The organism is Clostridium sp. CS1-1 (assembly GCF_056135525.1).
In genome coordinates this window covers 4,237,037-4,257,922 of sequence record NZ_CM148680.1, presented here as the reverse complement: position 1 = coordinate 4,257,922, position 20,886 = coordinate 4,237,037, and the positions used below count along the sequence as shown (strand labels likewise).

The following is a 20,886-nucleotide window of genomic DNA, read 5'->3' as shown; positions in this document are numbered from 1 at the left end:
GACTAGTTATGATAAAAAGAAGAATAGCAGAATACAGAACATTACCAACAAATGAGAAAGGATTAGTAGAAAAGAGAACTGATTTAATGCTTGAAATGGAAGCTATAATCAATAAATCAAAAGTTGAAACTAGGGCATTAACAGAAGATGAAAATAAAAGATTTGGTGAGATTAGAACAGAGATTGAAGCAATAGACAATACTTTAAAAGCAATCGAAGAACAAAGAGCATTGCAGGATAAAACACCAAGTAAAAAAGAACCTGAAAAGGAACAAAGAGCATTAGATGAAGAAAAGTTCCTAAAATTTATTAAAGGTGAGAAAAGAGCATTAGATGTTGCTAACAATGGCGGAATTATTCCTACTACCATTGCTAATAAGATAATCGAAAAAGTAAAAGAGTTATCACCAATATACAGAATGGCCACAGTATACAATGTTGGCGGAGACTTAGTGTTTCCAGTTTATGATGAAACTACGCCAATTCAAGCATCTTACGTTGATGATCTAACAGAGCTTACAGAACAAACAGGTAAATTTACTACTGTTAAATTACAAAACTTTATCGTTGGTGCTTTAGCTAAAGTATCTAAGTCCTTAATGAATAGAAGTGACTTTGACTTAGTTAGTTTTGTAGTAAATAAAGTTGCTCAAGCTATAGCAGAGCTTTTAGAAAAAGAATGTTTAGTAGGTACTTCTGGTAAAATGACTGGTGTGTTATCTTCTACTAATGGTATTATTGCTGCAAGTTCTACTAATGTAACTGCTGATGAATTAATCGATTTACAAGATGTACTTCCAGATGTATACCAAGCTAATGCAGTTTGGATAATGAATAAAGCAACTAGAAGAGCTATAAGAAAATTAAAAGATAATGATGGCAACTATCTATTAAATAAAGACATAACAAGTGCTTTTGGATATACATTACTTGGTAAACCAGTATATGTATCTGAAAATTGCCCTGTTATGGCTGCTAATAACAAAGCAATAGCATATGGAGATATGAGTGGGTTATATGTTAAGTTAGCACAAAACGTTGAAATACAAGTGCTAATGGAGAAATATGCGACTCAACATGCAGTTGGTGTAGTAGGATATGTTGAAGCTGATAGCAAGATAGTAGAGCCACAGAAATTAGCAGTATTAACAATGAAAGCCGGGTCTTAATCGAGAGTGGTTTTTCCACTCTCCTTTTTAGGGAGTGATAATACTTGAAAATTAGTGAGGTTACAGTACAAAATCTAAAGGATTATGCAAAAGTTGACTATACTGATGAAGATATTCTTTTTAGTGTTATTTTATCAGCGGTTAAAGCACATATACTAAGCTATACTGGTTTAAGTAGTGAAAGTGCTGATTTAAAAGAAGATTTAACTATGGTTTTATTCGTTCTTGCGAATGAAATGTATGAGAATAGGCAATATACCGTTCAAAATGATAAAGTTAATGTAGTGATTAAATCTATATTAGATAAGCACTGTATTAATTTACTGTAGGTGATGTTATGAATATTGGAGATTTAAAACATAGGATTGAAATATGGGGGAATGTACAAGCTGAGAATGAGCTTAGTGAAGTTGATATATCTCCATATAAAATAAAAGAAGTATGGGCCTCTATAGCTCCTTTAAGTGGCACAATTCAAACTGATCAACTTAACACACTGGTTGCGAAGACAAGTCATAAATTCAAAATAAGAGCTAATGCATATCCAGGATTAAAATATGATAACTGGATAATTTATAAGGAAATAAGATATGACATTAAATATTTCCAACAGGATTTTAAAAATAGTCAATTTATAGAAATATTCACAGAGGTAATTACAGAGTAGGTGATTATATGGCAGATGGATTTGATTTATCTGAACTTATGGAGTATACAAAAACATTAGAAAACACTTCTAGCAATATGAAAGAAGGCACTTTTGCTAAAAAGTTTCTGAGAAAAGAAGGCGCTAAACTCAATAAAATGAATAAATCTACTTATAATTCTAAAGGCATTGGAGAAGTAACTGGAAACTTAGTAAAAGGATTTAAGAGAGGTAAAGTTTACAAATATGAAGGTGCTTGGAGTGTAAGAGCAATGAATACAAGTCCACATGCACATCTAATTGATAAAGGTTGGATTCATAAAGCTAGTAATGGAAACGAAAAATTTATACCAGGATTTAATTTTATGGAAGATGCAAAACAATCTTTTGAAAGTGGATACTATACAGATGCAGAGGAATTTTTAGAAGAAATTATAGAAAATGGTTTATAAAATATAAGACTTAATTAATTTTAAAATTTTATTTTTTAACAGAAAGAGGGTGGTTTTAATTCTAACTATAAAGGATATTAATAAAGCTGTAGTAACACAAGTAACCTTAGGTTTATCTAATACTTCATTTAAGGATACTAAGTTCACATCAACAGATATAACAGAAAATATCACTAGACCATCTTTTTTTATAAGTTTTGAAAATAATAAAACTGGCTTAATGAATGCTTTTAATAAAGAAAGAAATATAGAACTTAAATTATATTATTTTGCTAAGACAAGAGAAAATAATAAGTTAGAATTAATGGATATACAAGAGCAGTTAGAAGGTATTTTTTTAAAATATCTAAAAGTAAATGATGATTTTTACATTATAATTAATAATATAGAATTTGATGTAGTGAAAAAAGATGGCTATTTAGTAGCTACAATTGAGTTATACACACTTGAATTGTTACCAGAAGACAATACAAGTGGAAGTGGTGAAATGTTAGATGAATTAGAATTAAAAATAAATACAAATATAAAAGAGGACTTCTAAGGAAGTTCTTTTTTATTACAATTTTTAAGGAGGTAATTATATGGCAATTAAACAACCGACAATAGATATAGTGTTTAAACAGAAAGCTTATACTTTTGTAGAAAGAAGCGCTAGGGGTAATGTTATATTGATATTAAAAGATGATACCGATAAAACATTCTCGACTAAAGAATATAAGTTAATTACAGAGGTTGAAGCGGATAGCACTAAATATACAGCGGATAATTTGCAGTATATAAAGGATGCAATGTTAGGCGGTTCTAGTAAAGTAACTATAGTTAGAGTAGATACAACCAAAACTGTAACAGATGCTTTAAGTATTGTAGCTACTTTAGGAACTGGTTGGATGTCTATAGTAGGACAAAAAACAGATTATGATACAATTTCAACTTGGACTAAACAGATAAGAACAAATAAGAAAACTTTTAAATCTACTATAAGCGATACTACAACAGCACCGAACTGTGAAGGTGTGGTTGACTTATATAAAACTAAGGTTACATTTAAGGATGATAGAGGAGAACAGGATTCCGAAAAAATAATACCAACAATTCTTGGACTTTTAGCAGGTGCTAATGTAACTAAAGGTACTACATATTTGGAAGTACCTAACTTAAAAAGTGTTGTAGAACCATCTAATGTAGATACTGAAATTGCTAAAGGGAAAATGGTCCTTATAAATGATGAAGGTGTAGTTAAGATTGCTTTAGGTATAAATTCGTTAACTACATTTGATACTGAAAAGACAGAAGATCTTGCTTATATTGAGATAGTAGAAGCGCAAGATTTAATGTTTGATGATATAAGGTCAACTTTTAAAAATAACTTTATAAGCAAGTATAAAAACAAATATGATAATCAAGTTATTTTTATTAGTGCTGTAAATTCTTATCTAAAAGACCTATCTAAATTAGATATTTTAGATGATGAATATGAAAATAAATCGGATGTAGATATTGAAGCGCAAAGGCAGGCTTGGATTAGTGTAGGACAAACAGATGCTGCAACTTGGACAGATGTAAAAGTTAAAAATATGGCATTTAAAAGACAAATGTCATTAGCTGGTCAAGTTAAGATTTTATTCAGTTTAACAGATCTAAAATTCAATATAAATATGATGTAGGAGGTGTTGATATATGGCAGATGCAAATAAAGGCAATAAGGTACTATCGGCAAATGAGTGCAGTATATGGGTTAACAATGAGTTGTGGAGCGATATAGCAAAGGCTACCGCAAAGGTAAAAGCAAATTTTGAAAAAGTAAACTTTGTAGGAGATGCAAAAACTTATCAAAGATACCAAGGGTACGAAGGTGAAGGTTCACTTACGTTAAATAAAACTAACTCCAAAGCTTCTGAGTTAGTATTTGAAGGATTAAAAAGCGGTAATTTTCCAGATGTAAAAATTATATCTAAGCAGGGTAGAGTAGATGGAAAGGCTGAAAGATGGGAAGTAACTGGTGTAATATTTAATGAGTTGACTCTTTTCGATATGGAAAGTGGTAAATTAATAACACAAGAGTTGCCATTTACGTTTGTAGAAGCTAATTTAGGCGATACAATAACAGATTAGGAGGATAAATTATGAGTAAAGTTACATTTCAAGATTTTTTAAATAAAGTTAAGCAAAAACAGGAAAGCAAGATAAAAGTAATAGATTTGGAAGTTAAAAGTTTAGGGTGCTCTTTAACATTTACAAGACCTTCTGATGATGAATTATTAGATTTTAGTACTAATATGGCTAACAGTGTAACAATAGAAATTGTAAGAGATGAAAACGGAAAACCTATGGAAAATAAAGTTACAGGACAGGATTTTAGAAGAATGTATAAGGCTAGTAAGCCTTTAGTATATAGTTGTTGTGGCTTTCTAAAAGAAAAAGAACTTCAAGAGGAATTAAAACCTAGTGAACCTTGGGACGTTGTAGATGAGATCTTTGACCAAAAAGAAGTTGTTGAACTAGCATCAGATTTGTATAAAGCTTTCCAAAATGGGGATATAGGTGAAACAATAAAAAACTTATAAGAGGTAATAGTGACGAAGGTGGAGAACTATATTGGATTAGTTATTATATCAATAGAACTTCCCTTCCTTTAGATTATTACCTCAATTTGTCTTCCATAGAAAAACAGTTTTATATTGAGAGTATGATGTTTGAGCAGGAAATAGAATTGAAAAAAGAAAAGGGTAAAATTAATATGCTACTGGCTGCTATGATGAAGAGAGGTGATAATTATCGGGAAAGTAATTAGTACAATACTAAATCTTAAAGATAATTTTTCTACAGTATTAAATAAAACCACTAATAATGTCAAAAAGTTTCAAGATCAAGCTAAAAAATCTCAATCAGCTATTAGTGGAATGAGCGGAACAGTATCGAAAGCTGGAAGTCATATCGCTAGTACTTTAGCCGGATTAGGAATAGGGGTTGCACTAGAAGAAACCGCAAGAAAAAGCATAATGTTAGCAAGTGACTTGAGTGAAGTTCAAAACGTGGTTGACACTACATTTGGGGCTAGTTCTAATACTATAAATACTTTTTCCAAGTCAGCTTTAAAAGGGTTTGGAGAAAGTGAGTTACAAGCAAAGCAATTTGCGGGAACGCTGGGTGCTATGTTTAAAAGTAGCGGAATAAGTGGTGAAGCTTTAAATAAAATGAGTACAGATTTAACTGGACTTGCCGGGGATTTTGCAAGTTTTTATAACCTTGATCCAGCGGAAGCATTTGAAAAAATAAAAGCGGGAATGGTAGGGAGTTCGGAACCTTTGCTCTCGCTAGGTATTAATATGCAAGATGCACAGTTAAAAGCTTTTGCAATGTCACAGGGGATGAAAAAATCATGGGAACAAATGAATATGGCAGAGAAAACAACTGTTAGATATAATTACTTATTAGCTAAATCTAAGGATGCACAAGGTGATTTCGCAAAGACTAGCCAATCGTTTGCAAACCAATTAAGGATCGCAAAGACTTCTGCAGAACAGGCAGGAGCATCTATAGCTGCACAATTCCTTCCTTCAATAAATAAAGTTTTAAACAAAATAAATGAAGGTGGGTTGGACCAAAAGATACTTAAAGTTAAAGATTCTATATCTGGTGTAATTAATTATATAACTCCTAGTTTTCAAAATTTATGGGATTGGATAGTTAAATTTGGCAATGCTACTGGACTTACAACATTTATAAATAACATAAAAACAGATATAGCAACAGGTAATTTAGATACATTGAAATGGATTTTGAAAGATGTGTTAGACAATTCAACTGCAGTCGTGAGCTTCGTAACAAATCATTGGGGAGAAATAGCTCCAGTTGTTTATACTGCTGCTGGTGCTTTTGTTGCTTTCGAATTAGCAGTTAAAGGGGCAATGATAATAGAAAGTTTATCTGGTTTACTAACCATAGCAACTATAATTTGGGATGGTTATACAATGGGAGTTGGAGCAGCAGCAATTGCACAAGATTTATTTAACTTAGCAATGGAAACAAATCCAATTGCAACTGTAATTACATTACTTGGACTATTAGCATTAGCAATAGTAGAAGTAGTTAAGCATTGGAAAGATATTTGTGAATGGGTAGAAAAAGCCTGGAACTGGCTTACTACATGGAATAATACTTCTATGGATAGTAAAAGTGCAAGTGTAACAACTAGTTATGTCGGAGCAAAGGTTGGAGGCATACCAGCATATGCAACAGGGACACCATTTGCACCAGGTGGTTTGGCTATGGTTCATCAGGATGAAATGGTTCAGTTACCTACTGGAAGTAAGATTTATACTAAAAATCAAACAAAAGATATGTTAGCATCGAATAATAAAGAACTTATAGTAAATGTAATTGTACAAGGTAATGTAATAGGAAACGAGGAATTTGCAGATCAAGTTGGAAATCATGTTTGGAGTAAAGTAAGTTTAGCATTGCAGAGGTAGTTTTTACCTCTGTTTTTTAATGGAGGTGATTACTATAGCAGATATTTTTATTAGTGATAAAGATAGAAAGACAGTTTATCAATTGCCTATATTACCACAAGTATTTCCAGAGTTTAATCGGTCATCTAAGAATGAAAGTTTTGAAACTTATGGAGATGGAACTTATACACTTATAGGAAATGTAGATCCAATAACTTTTAGCTTAGAATGTTGGCTACCAGGTATGGATAAAAATTATAATTTCGCTAAGAGCAAAATAAATCCATATGACTTGATAAATATGTTAAACGAAGCTATGAATGAATCAAAGCCAGTTAGGTATATAGCTAATAGAAATGCAAACTTAAAGCTGCCAGTTGAAATAGTTAATATGCTGGTTACAGTAGAGAGTTTGAAATGGAATGAGGATCGTTTTGGTGATGTACAGTATAAAGTCGATTTTAAAGAGTATAGGGAGATTACATGATGTGGTATTTATATGCTCTATATAAAAACAAGTGGGTAGATATACTTAACAGATGCAATAATGTAAGTTGGAGCTATGATAAAAACACCTTTGTTTCAGAAATGGGTTTTGGTAGTATATATGATTTAGCTGAAAATACTCATGTAAGTTTGTATAAAGATAAAAGACCGGTATGGCGTGGATTAATTGTAAAGAAAAATAATAGAAAAACAACTTCTAGTTATAACTGTTTAGATTACGGAATGTACTATACTAAAAACAAAATGAGTGTAAAACAGTTTAACAATATAAATACACATTTAGCTATAAGTCATCTTTGTGATGTCTGGGGGCTAAAACATGATGTAGTAGCTTTTGTAACTAATGTAAATAAAATATATAAAAATAAAACACTTATAGAAATAATAGACGATATGCTAGACTTTGCAACATTGGAATTAGGTGTTGAATTTATAAGAGAAATGAGAGGCTTATATTTATATGTAAATGCTCTAAAAGACATACCGGTTCTAACATCTAAATTCAAGATAGGCTCAGATTTTTCTATTGATAGAAGTATGGAAAATATGAAAAACAGAGTAATTGTAATGAGTAACAAAGAGAATGATTATAGAATACTAGATACTTTAGAAAATCAAAACTCTATAAAAACATATGGTGCATTTACGGATGTTCTTGAGGTTGAAGAAAAGGATGAAAGCCAAGCTAGAAATATGGGACAAATTTTGCTTAATAAAAATTCTGGGACCGAAAGAGAAGCAACGATTCCATTGCTAGGGTTAGAAGATGCTGAATTAATAAAGTGTAATAGACGTATTCCAATAACTATAGAAAAGTATGGTTTAGATGGAATTTACGAAATTAAATCATGTAATCACACACTTAACAACAAAAATCATAAGGTTAACATTACTATAAATTTTTAAAAAAAGGTGATAAATATGGATTATAGCATTGCTTTTGCACAAGCTCTTAAAGAAAGAAATAATGTAGAAAAAATAGGAGCAATAGTTGGTAAAGTAGTGAGTAAAAACCCTTTAAAAGTTTCTATTTTAGGTGGAACTGTTATGTTGGATTCTAGTCATTTATTTGTATGTAAAGATGCTACAGATTATGATTTGCAAGTAACTTTCTCTAATGCAACAGGTACAGCTAGACATGAAGGAGTAAAAGAGGGTGACAATGTAATGCTCATATCTACAGAATCAGGGCAAAGATTTTTTTTAATAGATAAGGTGGTGTAGTATGAATACAATACCTTTATTACCAGATATAGAAGAACAATTTAATACAGAAACCCAAACTTCTACATTAGAAATAGGTAGGAGTTTTTTATTTGATTTTGATAAAAATGAGTTTGTATTTAAAGATGGGAAAATGGTTGAAATAACAGGAATACAAGCTTTAGAGCAATGGATAAGATTATGTCTTAATACTTTTGCTAAAAAATATAAAGTATATAAAGATACAGAGTTTGGGTGTAAGATAGAAGATTTACTTGGGAGTAGACTTAATGCTTATAACTATGCAGAGTTACAAAGAGAAATAAGAGAAGCTCTTATTAAAAATAATAATATATCAGATGTAAGAAATATAGTAATAGCTCAGGACAAAAGAACTTTTACAGTAGACATGGACATTGAACTAGTAAATAAGGAATTACTAAAAGAAAGTGTGGTGATATAGGTGTATGAAGATAAGACAGTAGATAATATCAATAAAGAAATGCTTGATACTATTGACGATACTTATGAGAAAAGTACAGGCTATCCTACTGCAGACATTATAAAGTCTTTTGCTATAGAGTCCAGTAATTTGTGGGGAGGACTACAAGCTTTATTTAATAAATTGGATGTGGATTTGTTAACTGGTGAAGATCTAACTAAGTATGTAAAACAGAGAAAAGGCATTATAAGAAAAGGAAATACAAAAGCAAAAGGTGTGGCTACTGTTACAGGAAACGGCAATGTAAAAATAGGTGATTTGTTTTCTACTGAAAATAATGTGCAGTTTCAAGCTATAGAAAATGTCACAGTACTGAATACAGCCAACGTGCATATAGAAGCTATAGTTGCTGGAATTATTGGTATGGTAGGAGCGAATAGTATAACTCAGATGCCAGTTACTCTTCAAGGAATAACGGGTGTAAATAATCTTAGTGCCACTACAGATGGATATGATGCCGAAACTGACGATTCCCTAAGAGAGAGATATTATGAAGCATTACAGATTCCAGCAACAAGCGGAAATAAATATCACTACTTACAATGGGCAAAAGAGGTAACAGGTGTAGGAGATGCTAAAATAATACCACTTTGGAATGGTGCTAATACAGTAAAGGTAATAATTATAGATAGTAATAAACAGCCAGCAAGTACAGATTTAATTGCAAATGTACAAAACTATATAGATCCTGGAATAACTGGAACTGGTGCTGGAGTTGCTCCAATTGGTGCATATTGTACAGTAGTAAGTGCTACAGCTTTAAATATAAATATATCTGTAGATGCACAGGAACTACCGAATTTTACAATATCGGAGATTACAAGTAATATACAACAAAGTGTAACTCAATACTTAAAAGATATAGCATTTCAGCAAGACTTCGTGTCTTATGCAAAAATATCTAGTGTGATTTTAAGTACCACAGGAGTTAAGGATTTTACCAATTTAACTGTAAATGGGGGCACTTCTAATATTACCATACCTACTAACTCGGTTGCAGTACTGGGGGTTGTTACAGTTGTATAAGGATTATTTAATTAATAATTTACATAAAGATTATAGACAAGATGAATGGATTCAAGAATTATGTAAATCAGCAGGATTTAGTTTAGATGAATTAGAAAATGAACTAATAGAATTAGAAAAGAATTATTGGTTTGATAGCATAGATTTAGAATTTTTAACTTTGTATGAAAGAGTATTAAACATCAAAACTAACCCTACGGATTCTATAGAGGATAGGAGGGCAGCTATTGAGGCAAAGTGGAAATCAGATGGTAAAAGTGATATTAAATTAATACAAGCAGTATGTAACAGTTGGAAAAACGGTGTAATAAATGTTAGCTTTGTGAATGGGAAAATAACTATACAATTTACTGGATTAGGCGGAGTGCCAACAGGTATAGATGCATTAAAAAGTGCTGTAGATGATGTTAAACCAGCACATTTACCAATAGATTATATATTTCTATACCTATATTGGAATATGCTTGAAAGTTGGAACTTAACTTGGAGTAACTTGGAAATACAAAATTTAACCTGGGATGGCTTAGAATCCAAAGTAAACTAGAAAGGATGTGAAGAAGTGTCAAGTACAAATAAAACACCTAATTATGGTTTGAACCAATGGGTAGGAACTGATCTAGTAAAAAGAGATGATTTTAATTCAGATAACACAATTATAGACACAAAAATAAAAGAAAATGCTAACGCAATTACGTCGCATTTGGCTGAACAAGCGATACAACAATTTTTAAATGTAAGGGGGTGTAGATATAATGGCTAAAACATATTCAGACCAAGTTTATTCGGGAACTCTAACTACTACTGAAACTACTGTAGCTACAATAACAGCTAGTACAACTTTTGTTATGAAAGGTTTTTGGATAAGTAATGCTAATGCTGCAGACCAAAATGTTACAATGAAAATAGATGATAAACGTTTGATTCCTACTAAAGCTATACCTACTAAAGACACTCTTATTAGAAGTGATTTAAATATAGCTATTACTACTGGAAAAACAATCAAACTTACTGGTGCAGTTGCTTCTGATATGGACTATTATATTTGGGGTGTAAATGAGGTGACAAGTTAATGCAGGGATTATTAAGCAATGAATTACTAAGCAATTCTAGTTTATTTGGAAGTGGACGTAAAGATATTGATTTTATAAAAAGTGGGTTTAACGGGTTGCCTTCTAAACTTATAGCAACAAGAGCATCTACTTCAATTTCAGAAATCGGATTACAGTATGGCAGTAATTACGTAAAAACAGATGGGTCTAGCCTAACAATTTATGATAAAAATTGTAATATATTAAAAACCATTTCGGGTATAGGATTATATAACCCTGTAGGAGTAATAGATGGCGACTATGCGTATTTAGGTGCTAACCACCCTAATTCCTCTTATGCGTTTATAAAGAAAATAAATTTGATAACTGGAATTATTGAAAAATCATTCCCTGTAAACCCATGTTATAACCGTAAAATAATAATCCATAATAATAAAATATATTCTTGTCAAATGCCCTCCTCGGGTGCTTCATATGTATATGTTTATAATATAAATGATGGAAGTCTTATAACACAGTATTACTCTAGTAGTTCAGGTTTTCCTGTTATGGATATAGATAATTTGAACAATGTACTTTATATAAGTGCGGATAATGGAGTAGTAACAGCCTATAATCTTATAACAGGTGCAGGATTATACACAAATAACTATACGAATACATTAAACAAACTTGATTTAGTTTTGTTTAATAATAAAGAGAACTTTTTAATTTTCGCTTCAAGCGGTGTCTATGGATTTAAAAAAGATTGCACTAAAATATTTGAATTAGTTCAAAGCTATAACGCAGCATTACCTATACAAGATTATATATTTATGTTTAATGGCAATACTGGTTGGGTTATAAAAGCAAATGGCAACACACAATCCACTTCGGTTTCTGCGATGGTTACAAATGCATCAGTAGGATTGAATAATATTTTATCTATAGGGGCTATGAATAATGGAAACGTTGGAGTGTTTAATATTATATTTATAAATACAGGAGGGATGGTTTAACGATGATTTTTACAAGAGTGAATAATAATAACGAGGTAAATTTTATACATTATCAGCCATTTGATAGCGTTAATGGGTTAAATAAGACAAAAGAGCAACTAGAGCAGGAAGGGTTGCTTGTTGACAGTATACCAGAGCAAATTGAACAAGTAGGTAAAATGGCTATTTTAAAAGTGAAATCAGATACCCAAGAGCTTTATTATGAATATAAAGATAGGGAACTAACAACAGAAGAATTATTAAGTAAAAAAATTGTATTAATGCAAAAAGCTTTAGATGATTTAGCAATGGGGGTGTAATTTATGGCTGATTATTTAGCACAGAGAATAATAGATGGCCGATTTACTTATATAGAGGTTATTACTAAAAAACCTACTTTAAAAGCAGGCATAGATGCTTATTTAACAGCAGAAAACAGACAGGATTTAATTATAAGTTAAGCCGCGTAGGAAAACTAACATAAATAATTAAAAATGTTTATATTTTCTTCAAATTACCTTATAATTTTAATAGGGGGTAAGATAAAATGAAGAAAATTGAAATTAATTGGAAAATCGTAACAATTATTATATTAGTAGTAATCGCACCAATCATGGTAAATTTTTTAATGATAATTCCATCTCCCAAGAAATTAGCAGTAGGAGATGCTAGTGCTTGGATAGGATTTTTCGGAAATTACTCAGGAGGTTTGCTTGGAGGACTTGTTGCTTTTGGTGTCGCTAAATATCAAATAGAAAAACAAGAAAAAGTTGCTAAAAAAGAGAAGTATAACCTACAATCAAAAGAAAAAAACATTAGGAGATATAATCAATTACCTGCACTGATTAAAGTCAAATTTTTATTGGAACAAATAAAATCAAATTTAACTACAGCTACAGCATTGGCTAAAAAAGGTAATATAGTTTTAGACGAAATTAATAATATTAGTATGAAAATTGAAGAAATGCCATTACAATTACAGTCTATAAATAAAGAATATATATTAGCTATAGAGTCTATTATATCAATTGACTTACAAATAAAACTTATTAAACTTACAAATTTTTATGTAGGATTTGATGAAATAGTTGCAAGTGATATTTCATCAAATCAGCTTCAATTAAATAAGATAAATAATAAATTGAAGTATTTAGGAACAAGAAAGAATCCTAGTGAAAAAGAATTATTTGAAATTGAGGATTTGAAGATAGAAAGTATAAAGTTAGGTTCAAGAATAATGTTTATCTCTGAAAATAAGAAAATATTATGGGGAGAATTGTTAAAAGAAAATTACTTGGTAATGACAGATTCAATTTTAAAAGAAGTAAATGTTGAAATTGATGAAATTAAGAAATTAAATATTTAAGTATAATAAGTATAATAAGAGGATGTAGTAAAAAGTTATATTTAAAAGATATAACTTTTTAGGCGTATTTGAAAAATTAGACGACTTAATCTATAAAACAAAATATAAGATTTTAATTAAGAGTTTGGATGAAGTCCAAGCTCTTTTGCTTTATAAAAATGGAGGTGCTATATGAATGGAAGTTGCAATGATTGTAAAGATTGTCCCTATGTACAAAATTTAGATAGAGATGTCGTGAGATTGAAAAATGATATAAAAGATATTTATGAAAGACTTGGAGAAGTAGAAAAGTTTTCTGCATCCGGTACGGAGCAGATTAAGATGATATTTAAAGTGCTAGGTGAGATTAAGGCCAGTATTGATAAAGTAGCTGATAAGCTTGAAGGATTAGAAAAGAATTCAGTGAGTAATGAAAAAATAAAGCAGTTAGAGAATAAAGTATTAGATAACTCAGTGAACAGCGAAAAAGTTAAGCAGCTAGAAGCAAAAGTATCAGAATTAGAACAAAAGCCTGCTAAGAGATGGGACAACTTAATAAATACTCTTATATCAGCTGTAGTAGGTGGTTTAGTCGGATATTTTCTAAAAAAATAAAGGAGATGATTTTATGAAAATAGCAGTAGATAAAGGACATAATAGAGGTCAGGATCAAGGAGCAGTAGCTATAGGAAATGAAAACACTATGAATATTACTACTGGTGATAAAGTTATAGCTAAATTAAAAGCTGCAGGTCATGAAGTGTTAGATGTTATAAATCAGATAAGCAATGATGTTACGGTTAATCAAAGCTTATCTCAGAGAGTTTCTATAGCTAATAATTATGGGGCAGATCTATATGTTTCTATTCATGCTAATGCAGGTGGAGGACATGGTACTGAGGTATGGATCGGCAGCAATTCATCTAAGGACATAGCTACTAGAATAGTTAATAACATAGCTGGCTTAGGTTATACCAATAGAGGGGTTAAGGTCCAAGGTCAGGATGGAAATGGACACCTTTATGTATTACAAAATACGAGAATGCCAGCACTTTTAATAGAGCAATGCTTTGTAGATAGTTCCTCAGACATGGCTGGATTTAACGCGGAAAGCATGGCCAATGCGATAGTAACTGGAATAACTGGACAAATACCAGTAGTTGATAACAAGGCTTACAGAGTTATCACAGGAGCCTTTAATAATAAACAGGATGCTAGTAATTTTGCAGACAAGTTAAAAGCACAGGGTACTACAGCTTATATTGTAGATGCAAATATTTTAAAATAGGAGATGATTAGATGAAAGAGTTTTTTCAAATTAAAAAGATTATAGCTTTGCTACTTACAGTAGTATTTTGCTACTTGGCCATTACCAGTAAGGTAACTTCAGAGCAGTACCTTACAGTCTTCAGCTTAGTTATTGCCTTCTATTTTGGGCAATCTACAGCAAGACAGGCGGTTAAGGAAAGTACTGTTCATACACTAGAAGTTCCAAAAGTTATTGATCCTGTAAATATAACAAATGATATGAAATAGATTTGACTCCTCTTTAAAGCGTACTGGACCGAACCCTAGGTTAAAAGCCTAGGGTTCTTTTTTATGTAAAAAAATAAGCTGGCACTGAGCCAGCAATACTAATTTTTATAAGAGAAGCATCCATCTGGGGATGCATATTATATCTTATTAATGTTGTGCAATTATTGACATTGAAGTAAAGCTTTCTTTAGTGCTGAACTCAAACTTAGCCTTTTGACCCTTTTGCCAATTTGATACACTTGCATGTTCAGTGCCTAAGATTACACCATCTTTATCTAATAAATTTATACTTAAGCTAAAATATTCAAAGTCATTACTAGTAGTGTTTTCAACAATTGCTCGATATTTCTTATATCCATACGAATCTTCTATTTGTTCAAACTTAATTGAATTGGTCATTGTTTTAATTGAAGCTTCATTATTTTCAGCTTTGGTAACTTCTTGCGCATTAAGTACAAGTGACTTTAATGTTTCAGTATGCTTTTCACTTGCCTTTAATCCATAGCTATTTACAAAATCAACGATTAATTGAGTTCTTTTATTATAAGCTTTGCCATATAACTCTTTGAATTTATTATAATCAACTTTAATATAATCTAGTGCTGCTTTTTGGTCATCAAGTGTATTTATGTATTGTATTGCTTTTTCCTGTAACTTACTATCTTCAAATTTCCCATCTTTGTATTTTTTAAGTTCTGAGATTTCAGTATCTACAAATGTCGTCAAATTCTTTTTTTCCTCTTCACTCGCCGGTACAACCGTCTTACCACTTGTCTTTTCCTGTGCTTCTTGCTTGTCGACTAAATCCCATCTAGCTTCTAGGACTTTTGATAAACTAGCCATGAAGTCTTTATCTACATATTTTTGTTTAGTATCATTTTTTGCATTAGTTGCACTAGATGAACTACATCCAGCTAACATTACAGAAAATAATGCTAGAATTAAAAATGATAGCATCCCCCTTTTTTTCATAAAATCCCTCCTAAATAAAGTCATTGCAACAATTTTACCATATAATGTACATTATGTAAAATAAGTATATATAATAAAATATAAACCATCTGGGGAATTAGTTATAGAAAAGAAAATTAGATAATAACTCCAAAGATTATTCCAAGTATGAAAACAAATCCTCCAGTAATACATGTCTCTAATCTTATATAACTTTTCAAAATATCACCTCATTAAATTATTAACATAAAAAGGAAAATATAAACATTCTATAGAATATGTAAATATAGTAGATATTAAAAGAGGTGGCATACATGGGGGTGAAAAATAATCTCAAGTCCATAAGGATGAGAGAATACATGATGGACCAAAAAGGTTTTGCAGAAATGTTAGGCATAAAAAAGAGTACTTACAATACAATTGAACTTAATAAGGTTCAAGGAAACGCGGAAACTTTATTAACAATAGCTAAAGCACTTAATCGAAAGGTAGAGGATATATGGTACCTAGAAGATTAGGTGCTTTTTTTATATAAATAAATACTAAAAATAGGATTAAAAATGAATTGTTGAATTTAATACTAAAATTAGGAAACATTTATGAAACACTTGCATATATTGTTAGTAAAGAGAGCGAAAAGGAGATGAAAGAGTTGCTAAGAATAACTGTAAGTTTTAAGCAAACTAGCAGAGATATAAAGTTATATACAACAGTTAATGGAATGGAAGAAAAGAGCGACTTTGTTAAAGATGCTATAGAACATTATTTAGAGTATTTACAGAAAAATAAAAAGCCAGCTTCAGATGCCGGCTAAGATTGTGACCATATATATAAAATAATGCCTGCTATAATCCATTCCATAATACCAACTCCTCACATGTTTATAGTAGTATTTTGCTCATAATTTAAGCCTTTATGCATGGGGGCATAGGTATCCTAAGTCGCTGTAAGTAACGCTTTACTACAGCTTATGCAGGGATGTTGGAAAAGTTGCTACTTTAAAAAACAACTTAACAAACAATTCATATTTGGAGGATAAAAATGAGTTTTTTTACTAAGTTAGCTTTAGGAATTTTGATAGGTTTGGCTTTAAGTCATAAGCAGATAAAGAAAATATTAGACAGTAAAAATGAATAGGGGGACTATGTATGCAAATAGTAGGGTATAGAGTTAAATCAAATGGAAAAGTGCAGAGTTTTGATATAGATGTAAATAAGTTACTTGTTAAGTCTGGAACTGTTGCTTTTATCGTGATTGAAGGCTTAAATGGAGGAGTTGCTCATGCGGGAGCTGTAACGCAGAGTTTGCAACCTCTTATAGATGTACTGAAGGATTTAGCAGAACCAGTAGCATACGGCTTCATGGTTAAAGGATTTATGAAGATTATGGCCGGTGAAGAAAATGAGGGTATGAAAACTATTAAAGGTGCAATAGGTGGATTCATAGGCATTCAATGGATACCTTATATTTTTAAAATCATAAGTGGCATTAAGTTTTAGGGGGAAATTATATGTTGAAGTGGCTAGATGACTTTATATATACAAAGGCTCATAGCTTAAATATGTCAATGACAAAAGGCGTGGTGTATTTTATATTACAGTTTGAAGATGTTTTTATAATAATAGCTATAGTTGGTGTGTTTTTGATGATGGTAGGTAATAAAAAGCTTGGCACCAAGTTCACTAGTCTATCATTACTAACCTACACTATTTTAAGGGCGGTGTTAGCATCGTGCAAGTAACGAGAAGAAAAACAGAGGAAGGCACTAAAACCATAATACCATTTATAAATTTTATACCTGAGGATATGGTGACATATAAAATCATACCAGACTATACAATTGACAATTCGAATAACGATATAATAGCACATTCTTTAGCATGTATGTATCTTACACCGCGTCAAAGGTTAAATATGATAAAAGGCAATTATAAAACTCCAAGACAAATACACTTTGACATTATTTTTAGAAAGATTGAAGGTAAATGTCAGGCAAACTTCTATCTAACGATAAACAGTGATTATATGGAGCTTATAGAAGGTAAGATGAAAACTGCATGGAATAAATCGGAGATTAGTAAAATTCCAGCTATAAGTATGCCACAGTTTAAACAGAAAAATTGTGAGATATGTGAAGTGGTGCTAAAAGACTATAGCTTTAAGAGTTTATCGACTGATAGAGGAAACCTTTACCCCTTAACAAACATGATGGGAATACTTAGAATGTTAAATGAGGGTGAACAGATCAGAATAAACATAGCTATAGAGCCAACTAGTAGACATAACTGGATTAGTGTGGCTAAGGATGAATTTAAGATGTATCAGAAAGGCAAAGTAAGAAACAATGAAATGACGACAAAAGAGAAGGTGGCTAAGCTAGGGTTTAGTAGCGCAGAAGCTGCATTACAAATCTTTATAGAATATAAACTATTGTTATTTGAAAGTGTTTTCGGAATACTCTTGCCCGAGAAAAAAGAAGAGGATCTACCTAAGTTTGAACTTAAAATAGACAGTTTGGAAAGAACAATTGAGGAGCAAAAGTATATAGGTCTGCATCCACCAACAACTTATAAGATGACCTCTGAGGCTTTCAAAGTTAAGATGACAATTATATCTCAGAGTGAAGATAGTAATAGATCTAAGTTAAATATGCTATCGGTCGCTAACAGTTATAAAGATCTATCATTAGACAATGAGCTAGTTATCCACCCGTTAAGTAGAGCAGAACAGGAAATGACCTTTAAGCAAGTTATGAAGTTCGATGTATCTACAAGTAATAAATGTATAATGTCAGATAAGGAAGTAGCTAAATTGATCCAGTTGCCACAAAGAGATTTACAAAATGAATATCAAATACAGAACATAGATACAAGAGAGGTAGATATTCCAAAGGAACTGCAGGACGGAAAAGTTAGAATAGGTATAGCATCTAAGGTAGGTAGAAATATTATAGCTACTTGGAGTAAAGATAAAAATATCATGGCTCTATCAAAGGTATTCGTAGGACCTCAAAATGCGGGTAAAACTACAGCAATTAAACGTACTGCTAAAGATTGTCATAAGGCCGGATACTCAAATATAGTTATAGACTTTATAGAAACATGTGAAACTGCCAGAGAGGTAGCAGAAGCAATACAAGATAATGAAAAAGTAGTAATTAAGTTAGGGGAAAGGGACTTAATACCTGCGTTAGCTTATAATGAAGTCACTAAACTGATTACTGAGGATTTAGATGCTTGGGATAGAGTAAGGTTAGCTAACTTGTTATCCGAGCAAGTTGAATATCTTATAAATGCTGTGACAGATTCTAGCACAGGGGAGTTAACAGCTCCAATGCTCAGATATCTTCACAGTGCTTGCATGGTAACATTCATTAAACCCATGGCCAAAATATCAGATGTATTTGACATACTTAGAAGATGGGATAAAAGGAATGAAGCTATTAGGTATGCTAAGTATAGTAAATGTTTTGACGAGGATGATGATATATTCTTTGATTTAAATGAACTTCATAAAAGAGATAGTAAAGATAAAATAATAGGAACTAGAGAAGATTTAATAGTTGGCATATTAAATAGAATAACTTTACTTCAGAAGAATCCATACTTAAAGGCAATGCTTAAGGCAGGGATAGATGAGGATCAAGACTTTACACGATACATCGAAGAAGGCAAAAGCGTATTTATTATGATACCTCAATATTTGTTTCCTAATGCTATGGTGAGAGATATACTAACAACCTTTTTTATAAGTAGAATTTGGTTAACCGTGCAAATGAGAGAAAATAATAAGGACGCTAGATTATGCAATGTGATATTTGATGAGGTTCACCAAGTACCAACCACAGCGAGATTTTTAAGTAATCACATCACAGAATTTAGGAGGCATAGGTTAGGGTTAATATTGAGTTGTCACTTCTTAAAACAATTAAAGGATTTACTTACAGCTTTAAAAAGCAGCGGAGCAAGTTATGTATTAATAGCTGGAACAGAGAAAGAGAATTTAGAAGCATTAAAAGAAGAGTTATCACCTTTTACTGTAGAAGAAGGGCTATCGTTAAAAACTCATACTAGTTTAAACATCGTAAACTATGGGAATCAGTATGCTAGATTTATTACAGAACTACCAGAAGTATAGAAGGCTAAGTTTATCAGTAGAATCTATCTTAGTATATGTGATTTAAGTGTGGAAAACTTAGATGTTTTTTTAAAATAATGTGGATATATTAATGAAGTGTTTTGATAAATCTTCATAAGTTTTTATAGGTTTTAATTAGACTGGTGACAAAAAGGTGACATTTTGAAATGAAAAAGGGTTTTGGAATTACTATCCAAAACCCTTTAAACGTTGATATTAGTTGGTGCCGGAGGCGGGAATCGAACCCGCACGGTATCGCTACCACCGGATTTTGAGTCCGGCGCGTCTGCCAGTTCCACCACTTCGGCAAATCATACATTTATATTAACATATATATTTTATCGAGTCAAGGTTTTGGGAATGTTTTTTAACTAAAAGATAGTAAAAATAAGTAGAATAAATTTTTTAGAGAAAGAATATAAAGAAATATGGAGGTGGTAATTAGTATGGATTTATTTAAAGAATTAGGAAAAGAAGACCTCAGAAAAATGGCTATTGATGAACTGATTGAAGCACAAACTAAAATAATAAATGATTGTAAAGAGCGATATAATTTCTATACTATACAACTAGAAAAAATAAATATACTGGAAGACTTGACAAGTAGTATGACTTGTAATGAAGAAGAGAAAATTAGATTTAATGAGGAGATTAATAATGCCTTGAATGAAGCAAAACAAGCTATCGAATTGAAGAATAAATTAGAATATATTAAGTGATGATAGAGCTCTTTAGTGAGCTCTTTTTATTTGTAGCATAATTAAATACTATAGTTACTGAAATTTAATTGATATTTAACTTATATAAGATATTTACAGAATGTGTATTATGTAAAAATAATTATTAAATGTTATAATATTGTGTATATAGATTTTGTTTCAAATTCTTCCTAAAATCTCTTGTGATAAAAGGTTAGATTTGTTAAAATGTAATTG

At 31.2% G+C, this 20,886-nt stretch carries 31 protein-coding genes and 1 tRNA gene; 30 read left to right on the top strand and 2 right to left on the bottom strand.

Translation table 11 applies throughout. From position 1 onward, the window contains the following. Positions 1-8: 8 nt before the first annotated feature. From AC0N0V_RS20075 to AC0N0V_RS19960, 24 genes are all read left to right on the top strand, one after another. The gene (locus AC0N0V_RS20075; RefSeq protein WP_474460585.1) at positions 9-1,169 is read left to right on the top strand and encodes a phage major capsid protein; all 1,161 of its coding nucleotides are present in this window, start codon (positions 9-11) and stop codon (positions 1,167-1,169) included. Positions 1,170-1,213: 44 nt separating this feature from the next. After that, positions 1,214-1,498 (top strand): head-tail connector protein, encoded by a 285-nt coding sequence (locus AC0N0V_RS20070; RefSeq protein ID WP_474460583.1) that lies wholly within the window; start codon positions 1,214-1,216, stop codon positions 1,496-1,498. Between the two features lie 8 nt (positions 1,499-1,506). Then, a complete protein-coding gene (locus AC0N0V_RS20065; RefSeq protein WP_474460582.1) occupies positions 1,507-1,836 on the top strand; it encodes a head-tail adaptor protein in 330 nt (109 codons plus the stop codon). Positions 1,837-1,844: 8 nt separating this feature from the next. After that, the gene (locus AC0N0V_RS20060; RefSeq protein WP_474460581.1) at positions 1,845-2,267 is read left to right on the top strand and encodes an HK97 gp10 family phage protein; all 423 of its coding nucleotides are present in this window, start codon (positions 1,845-1,847) and stop codon (positions 2,265-2,267) included. Between the two features lie 49 nt (positions 2,268-2,316). After that, entirely contained in the window at positions 2,317-2,808 is a 492-nt protein-coding gene (locus AC0N0V_RS20055; protein WP_474460580.1) for a phage tail terminator family protein, read from the top strand. 40 nt (positions 2,809-2,848) lie between these two features. Beyond that, a complete protein-coding gene (locus AC0N0V_RS20050; RefSeq protein WP_474460579.1) occupies positions 2,849-3,931 on the top strand; it encodes a phage tail sheath C-terminal domain-containing protein in 1,083 nt (360 codons plus the stop codon). A gap of 13 nt (positions 3,932-3,944) precedes the next feature. Next, on the top strand, positions 3,945-4,379 hold the full coding sequence (locus AC0N0V_RS20045; RefSeq protein ID WP_474460578.1) for a phage tail tube protein: 435 nt from the start codon (positions 3,945-3,947) through the stop codon (positions 4,377-4,379). Positions 4,380-4,390: 11 nt separating this feature from the next. Then, positions 4,391-4,831: a hypothetical protein gene (locus AC0N0V_RS20040; RefSeq protein ID WP_474460577.1), complete on the top strand. Its 441-nt coding sequence runs from the start codon at positions 4,391-4,393 to the stop codon at positions 4,829-4,831. A 201-nt stretch (positions 4,832-5,032) separates the two neighbouring features. Beyond that, positions 5,033-6,739 carry a phage tail tape measure protein gene (locus AC0N0V_RS20035; protein ID WP_474460575.1) on the top strand — a complete coding sequence of 569 codons (1,707 nt, stop codon included), beginning with the start codon at positions 5,033-5,035 and terminating at the stop codon, positions 6,737-6,739. A 19-nt stretch (positions 6,740-6,758) separates the two neighbouring features. After that, positions 6,759-7,205 (top strand): hypothetical protein, encoded by a 447-nt coding sequence (locus AC0N0V_RS20030; protein ID WP_474460573.1) that lies wholly within the window; start codon positions 6,759-6,761, stop codon positions 7,203-7,205. Further along, positions 7,202-8,131, top strand: a complete 930-nt coding sequence (locus AC0N0V_RS20025; RefSeq protein ID WP_474460572.1) for an XkdQ/YqbQ family protein — start codon at positions 7,202-7,204, stop codon at positions 8,129-8,131. Before AC0N0V_RS20030 ends, AC0N0V_RS20025 begins: the two co-directional genes overlap by 4 nt. 15 nt (positions 8,132-8,146) lie before the next feature. Beyond that, positions 8,147-8,449 (top strand): DUF2577 family protein, encoded by a 303-nt coding sequence (locus AC0N0V_RS20020; protein WP_474460570.1) that lies wholly within the window; start codon positions 8,147-8,149, stop codon positions 8,447-8,449. Between the two features lies 1 nt (position 8,450). Then, positions 8,451-8,891, top strand: a complete 441-nt coding sequence (locus AC0N0V_RS20015) for a DUF2634 domain-containing protein (protein WP_474460569.1) — start codon at positions 8,451-8,453, stop codon at positions 8,889-8,891. Beyond that, entirely contained in the window at positions 8,892-9,956 is a 1,065-nt protein-coding gene (locus AC0N0V_RS20010; RefSeq protein WP_474460568.1) for a baseplate J/gp47 family protein, read from the top strand. It abuts the gene before it with no gap. Beyond that, on the top strand, positions 9,949-10,500 hold the full coding sequence (locus AC0N0V_RS20005; protein ID WP_474460567.1) for a putative phage tail protein: 552 nt from the start codon (positions 9,949-9,951) through the stop codon (positions 10,498-10,500). The genes AC0N0V_RS20010 and AC0N0V_RS20005 overlap by 8 nt, the downstream gene beginning before the upstream one ends. A gap of 15 nt (positions 10,501-10,515) precedes the next feature. Beyond that, positions 10,516-10,716 (top strand): hypothetical protein, encoded by a 201-nt coding sequence (locus tag AC0N0V_RS20000; protein ID WP_474460566.1) that lies wholly within the window; start codon positions 10,516-10,518, stop codon positions 10,714-10,716. After that, complete coding sequence (locus AC0N0V_RS19995; protein ID WP_474460565.1) at positions 10,709-11,026, top strand: hypothetical protein; 318 nt, start codon at positions 10,709-10,711, stop codon at positions 11,024-11,026. The genes AC0N0V_RS20000 and AC0N0V_RS19995 overlap by 8 nt, the downstream gene beginning before the upstream one ends. Beyond that, positions 11,026-12,003, top strand: coding sequence for a hypothetical protein (locus AC0N0V_RS19990; RefSeq protein ID WP_474460564.1), 978 nt, complete (start codon positions 11,026-11,028; stop codon positions 12,001-12,003). Before AC0N0V_RS19995 ends, AC0N0V_RS19990 begins: the two co-directional genes overlap by 1 nt. A 2-nt stretch (positions 12,004-12,005) precedes the next feature. Then, positions 12,006-12,302 carry a hypothetical protein gene (locus AC0N0V_RS19985; RefSeq protein ID WP_474460562.1) on the top strand — a complete coding sequence of 99 codons (297 nt, stop codon included), beginning with the start codon at positions 12,006-12,008 and terminating at the stop codon, positions 12,300-12,302. 3 nt (positions 12,303-12,305) lie between these two features. Next, positions 12,306-12,443 carry a hypothetical protein gene (locus AC0N0V_RS19980; RefSeq protein ID WP_474460561.1) on the top strand — a complete coding sequence of 46 codons (138 nt, stop codon included), beginning with the start codon at positions 12,306-12,308 and terminating at the stop codon, positions 12,441-12,443. 86 nt (positions 12,444-12,529) lie between these two features. Further along, positions 12,530-13,348 (top strand): hypothetical protein, encoded by an 819-nt coding sequence (locus tag AC0N0V_RS19975; RefSeq protein ID WP_474460560.1) that lies wholly within the window; start codon positions 12,530-12,532, stop codon positions 13,346-13,348. A gap of 171 nt (positions 13,349-13,519) precedes the next feature. Next, positions 13,520-13,942: a hypothetical protein gene (locus tag AC0N0V_RS19970; protein ID WP_474460559.1), complete on the top strand. Its 423-nt coding sequence runs from the start codon at positions 13,520-13,522 to the stop codon at positions 13,940-13,942. 13 nt (positions 13,943-13,955) lie between these two features. After that, positions 13,956-14,615, top strand: a complete 660-nt coding sequence (locus tag AC0N0V_RS19965; protein WP_474460558.1) for an N-acetylmuramoyl-L-alanine amidase — start codon at positions 13,956-13,958, stop codon at positions 14,613-14,615. 11 nt (positions 14,616-14,626) lie between these two features. Next, positions 14,627-14,863 carry a hypothetical protein gene (locus tag AC0N0V_RS19960; RefSeq protein ID WP_474460557.1) on the top strand — a complete coding sequence of 79 codons (237 nt, stop codon included), beginning with the start codon at positions 14,627-14,629 and terminating at the stop codon, positions 14,861-14,863. A 147-nt stretch (positions 14,864-15,010) separates the two neighbouring features. Here the strand turns inward: AC0N0V_RS19960 and AC0N0V_RS19955 are convergent, their stop codons facing one another. Then, positions 15,011-15,835: an FxLYD domain-containing protein gene (locus AC0N0V_RS19955; RefSeq protein WP_474460555.1), complete on the bottom strand. Its 825-nt coding sequence runs from the start codon at positions 15,833-15,835 to the stop codon at positions 15,011-15,013. Between the two features lie 293 nt (positions 15,836-16,128). On the opposite strand from AC0N0V_RS19955, the gene AC0N0V_RS19950 reads away from it, so the two are divergent. The 5 genes from AC0N0V_RS19950 to AC0N0V_RS19930 all read left to right on the top strand — a co-directional run bounded on the left by AC0N0V_RS19950 (position 16,129) and on the right by AC0N0V_RS19930 (position 19,951). Continuing rightward, a complete protein-coding gene (locus AC0N0V_RS19950; protein ID WP_474460554.1) occupies positions 16,129-16,332 on the top strand; it encodes a helix-turn-helix transcriptional regulator in 204 nt (67 codons plus the stop codon). Positions 16,333-16,457: 125 nt separating this feature from the next. Beyond that, positions 16,458-16,628, top strand: a complete 171-nt coding sequence (locus AC0N0V_RS19945) for a hypothetical protein (protein WP_474460553.1) — start codon at positions 16,458-16,460, stop codon at positions 16,626-16,628. Positions 16,629-16,962: 334 nt separating this feature from the next. After that, positions 16,963-17,313 carry a hypothetical protein gene (locus tag AC0N0V_RS19940; RefSeq protein WP_474460552.1) on the top strand — a complete coding sequence of 117 codons (351 nt, stop codon included), beginning with the start codon at positions 16,963-16,965 and terminating at the stop codon, positions 17,311-17,313. A gap of 11 nt (positions 17,314-17,324) precedes the next feature. Beyond that, positions 17,325-17,555 (top strand): hypothetical protein, encoded by a 231-nt coding sequence (locus AC0N0V_RS19935; RefSeq protein ID WP_474460551.1) that lies wholly within the window; start codon positions 17,325-17,327, stop codon positions 17,553-17,555. Beyond that, entirely contained in the window at positions 17,546-19,951 is a 2,406-nt protein-coding gene (locus AC0N0V_RS19930) for a type IV secretory system conjugative DNA transfer family protein (protein WP_474460550.1), read from the top strand. The genes AC0N0V_RS19935 and AC0N0V_RS19930 overlap by 10 nt, the downstream gene beginning before the upstream one ends. A gap of 221 nt (positions 19,952-20,172) precedes the next feature. On the opposite strand, the gene AC0N0V_RS19925 is transcribed toward AC0N0V_RS19930, so the two are convergent. Continuing rightward, positions 20,173-20,259: transfer RNA gene (locus tag AC0N0V_RS19925), tRNA-Leu, on the bottom strand. A 120-nt stretch (positions 20,260-20,379) separates the two neighbouring features. Here AC0N0V_RS19925 and AC0N0V_RS19920 point away from each other — a divergent pair. Continuing rightward, positions 20,380-20,670 (top strand): hypothetical protein, encoded by a 291-nt coding sequence (locus AC0N0V_RS19920; protein WP_474460548.1) that lies wholly within the window; start codon positions 20,380-20,382, stop codon positions 20,668-20,670. The last annotated feature ends 216 nt before the right edge of the window (positions 20,671-20,886 follow it).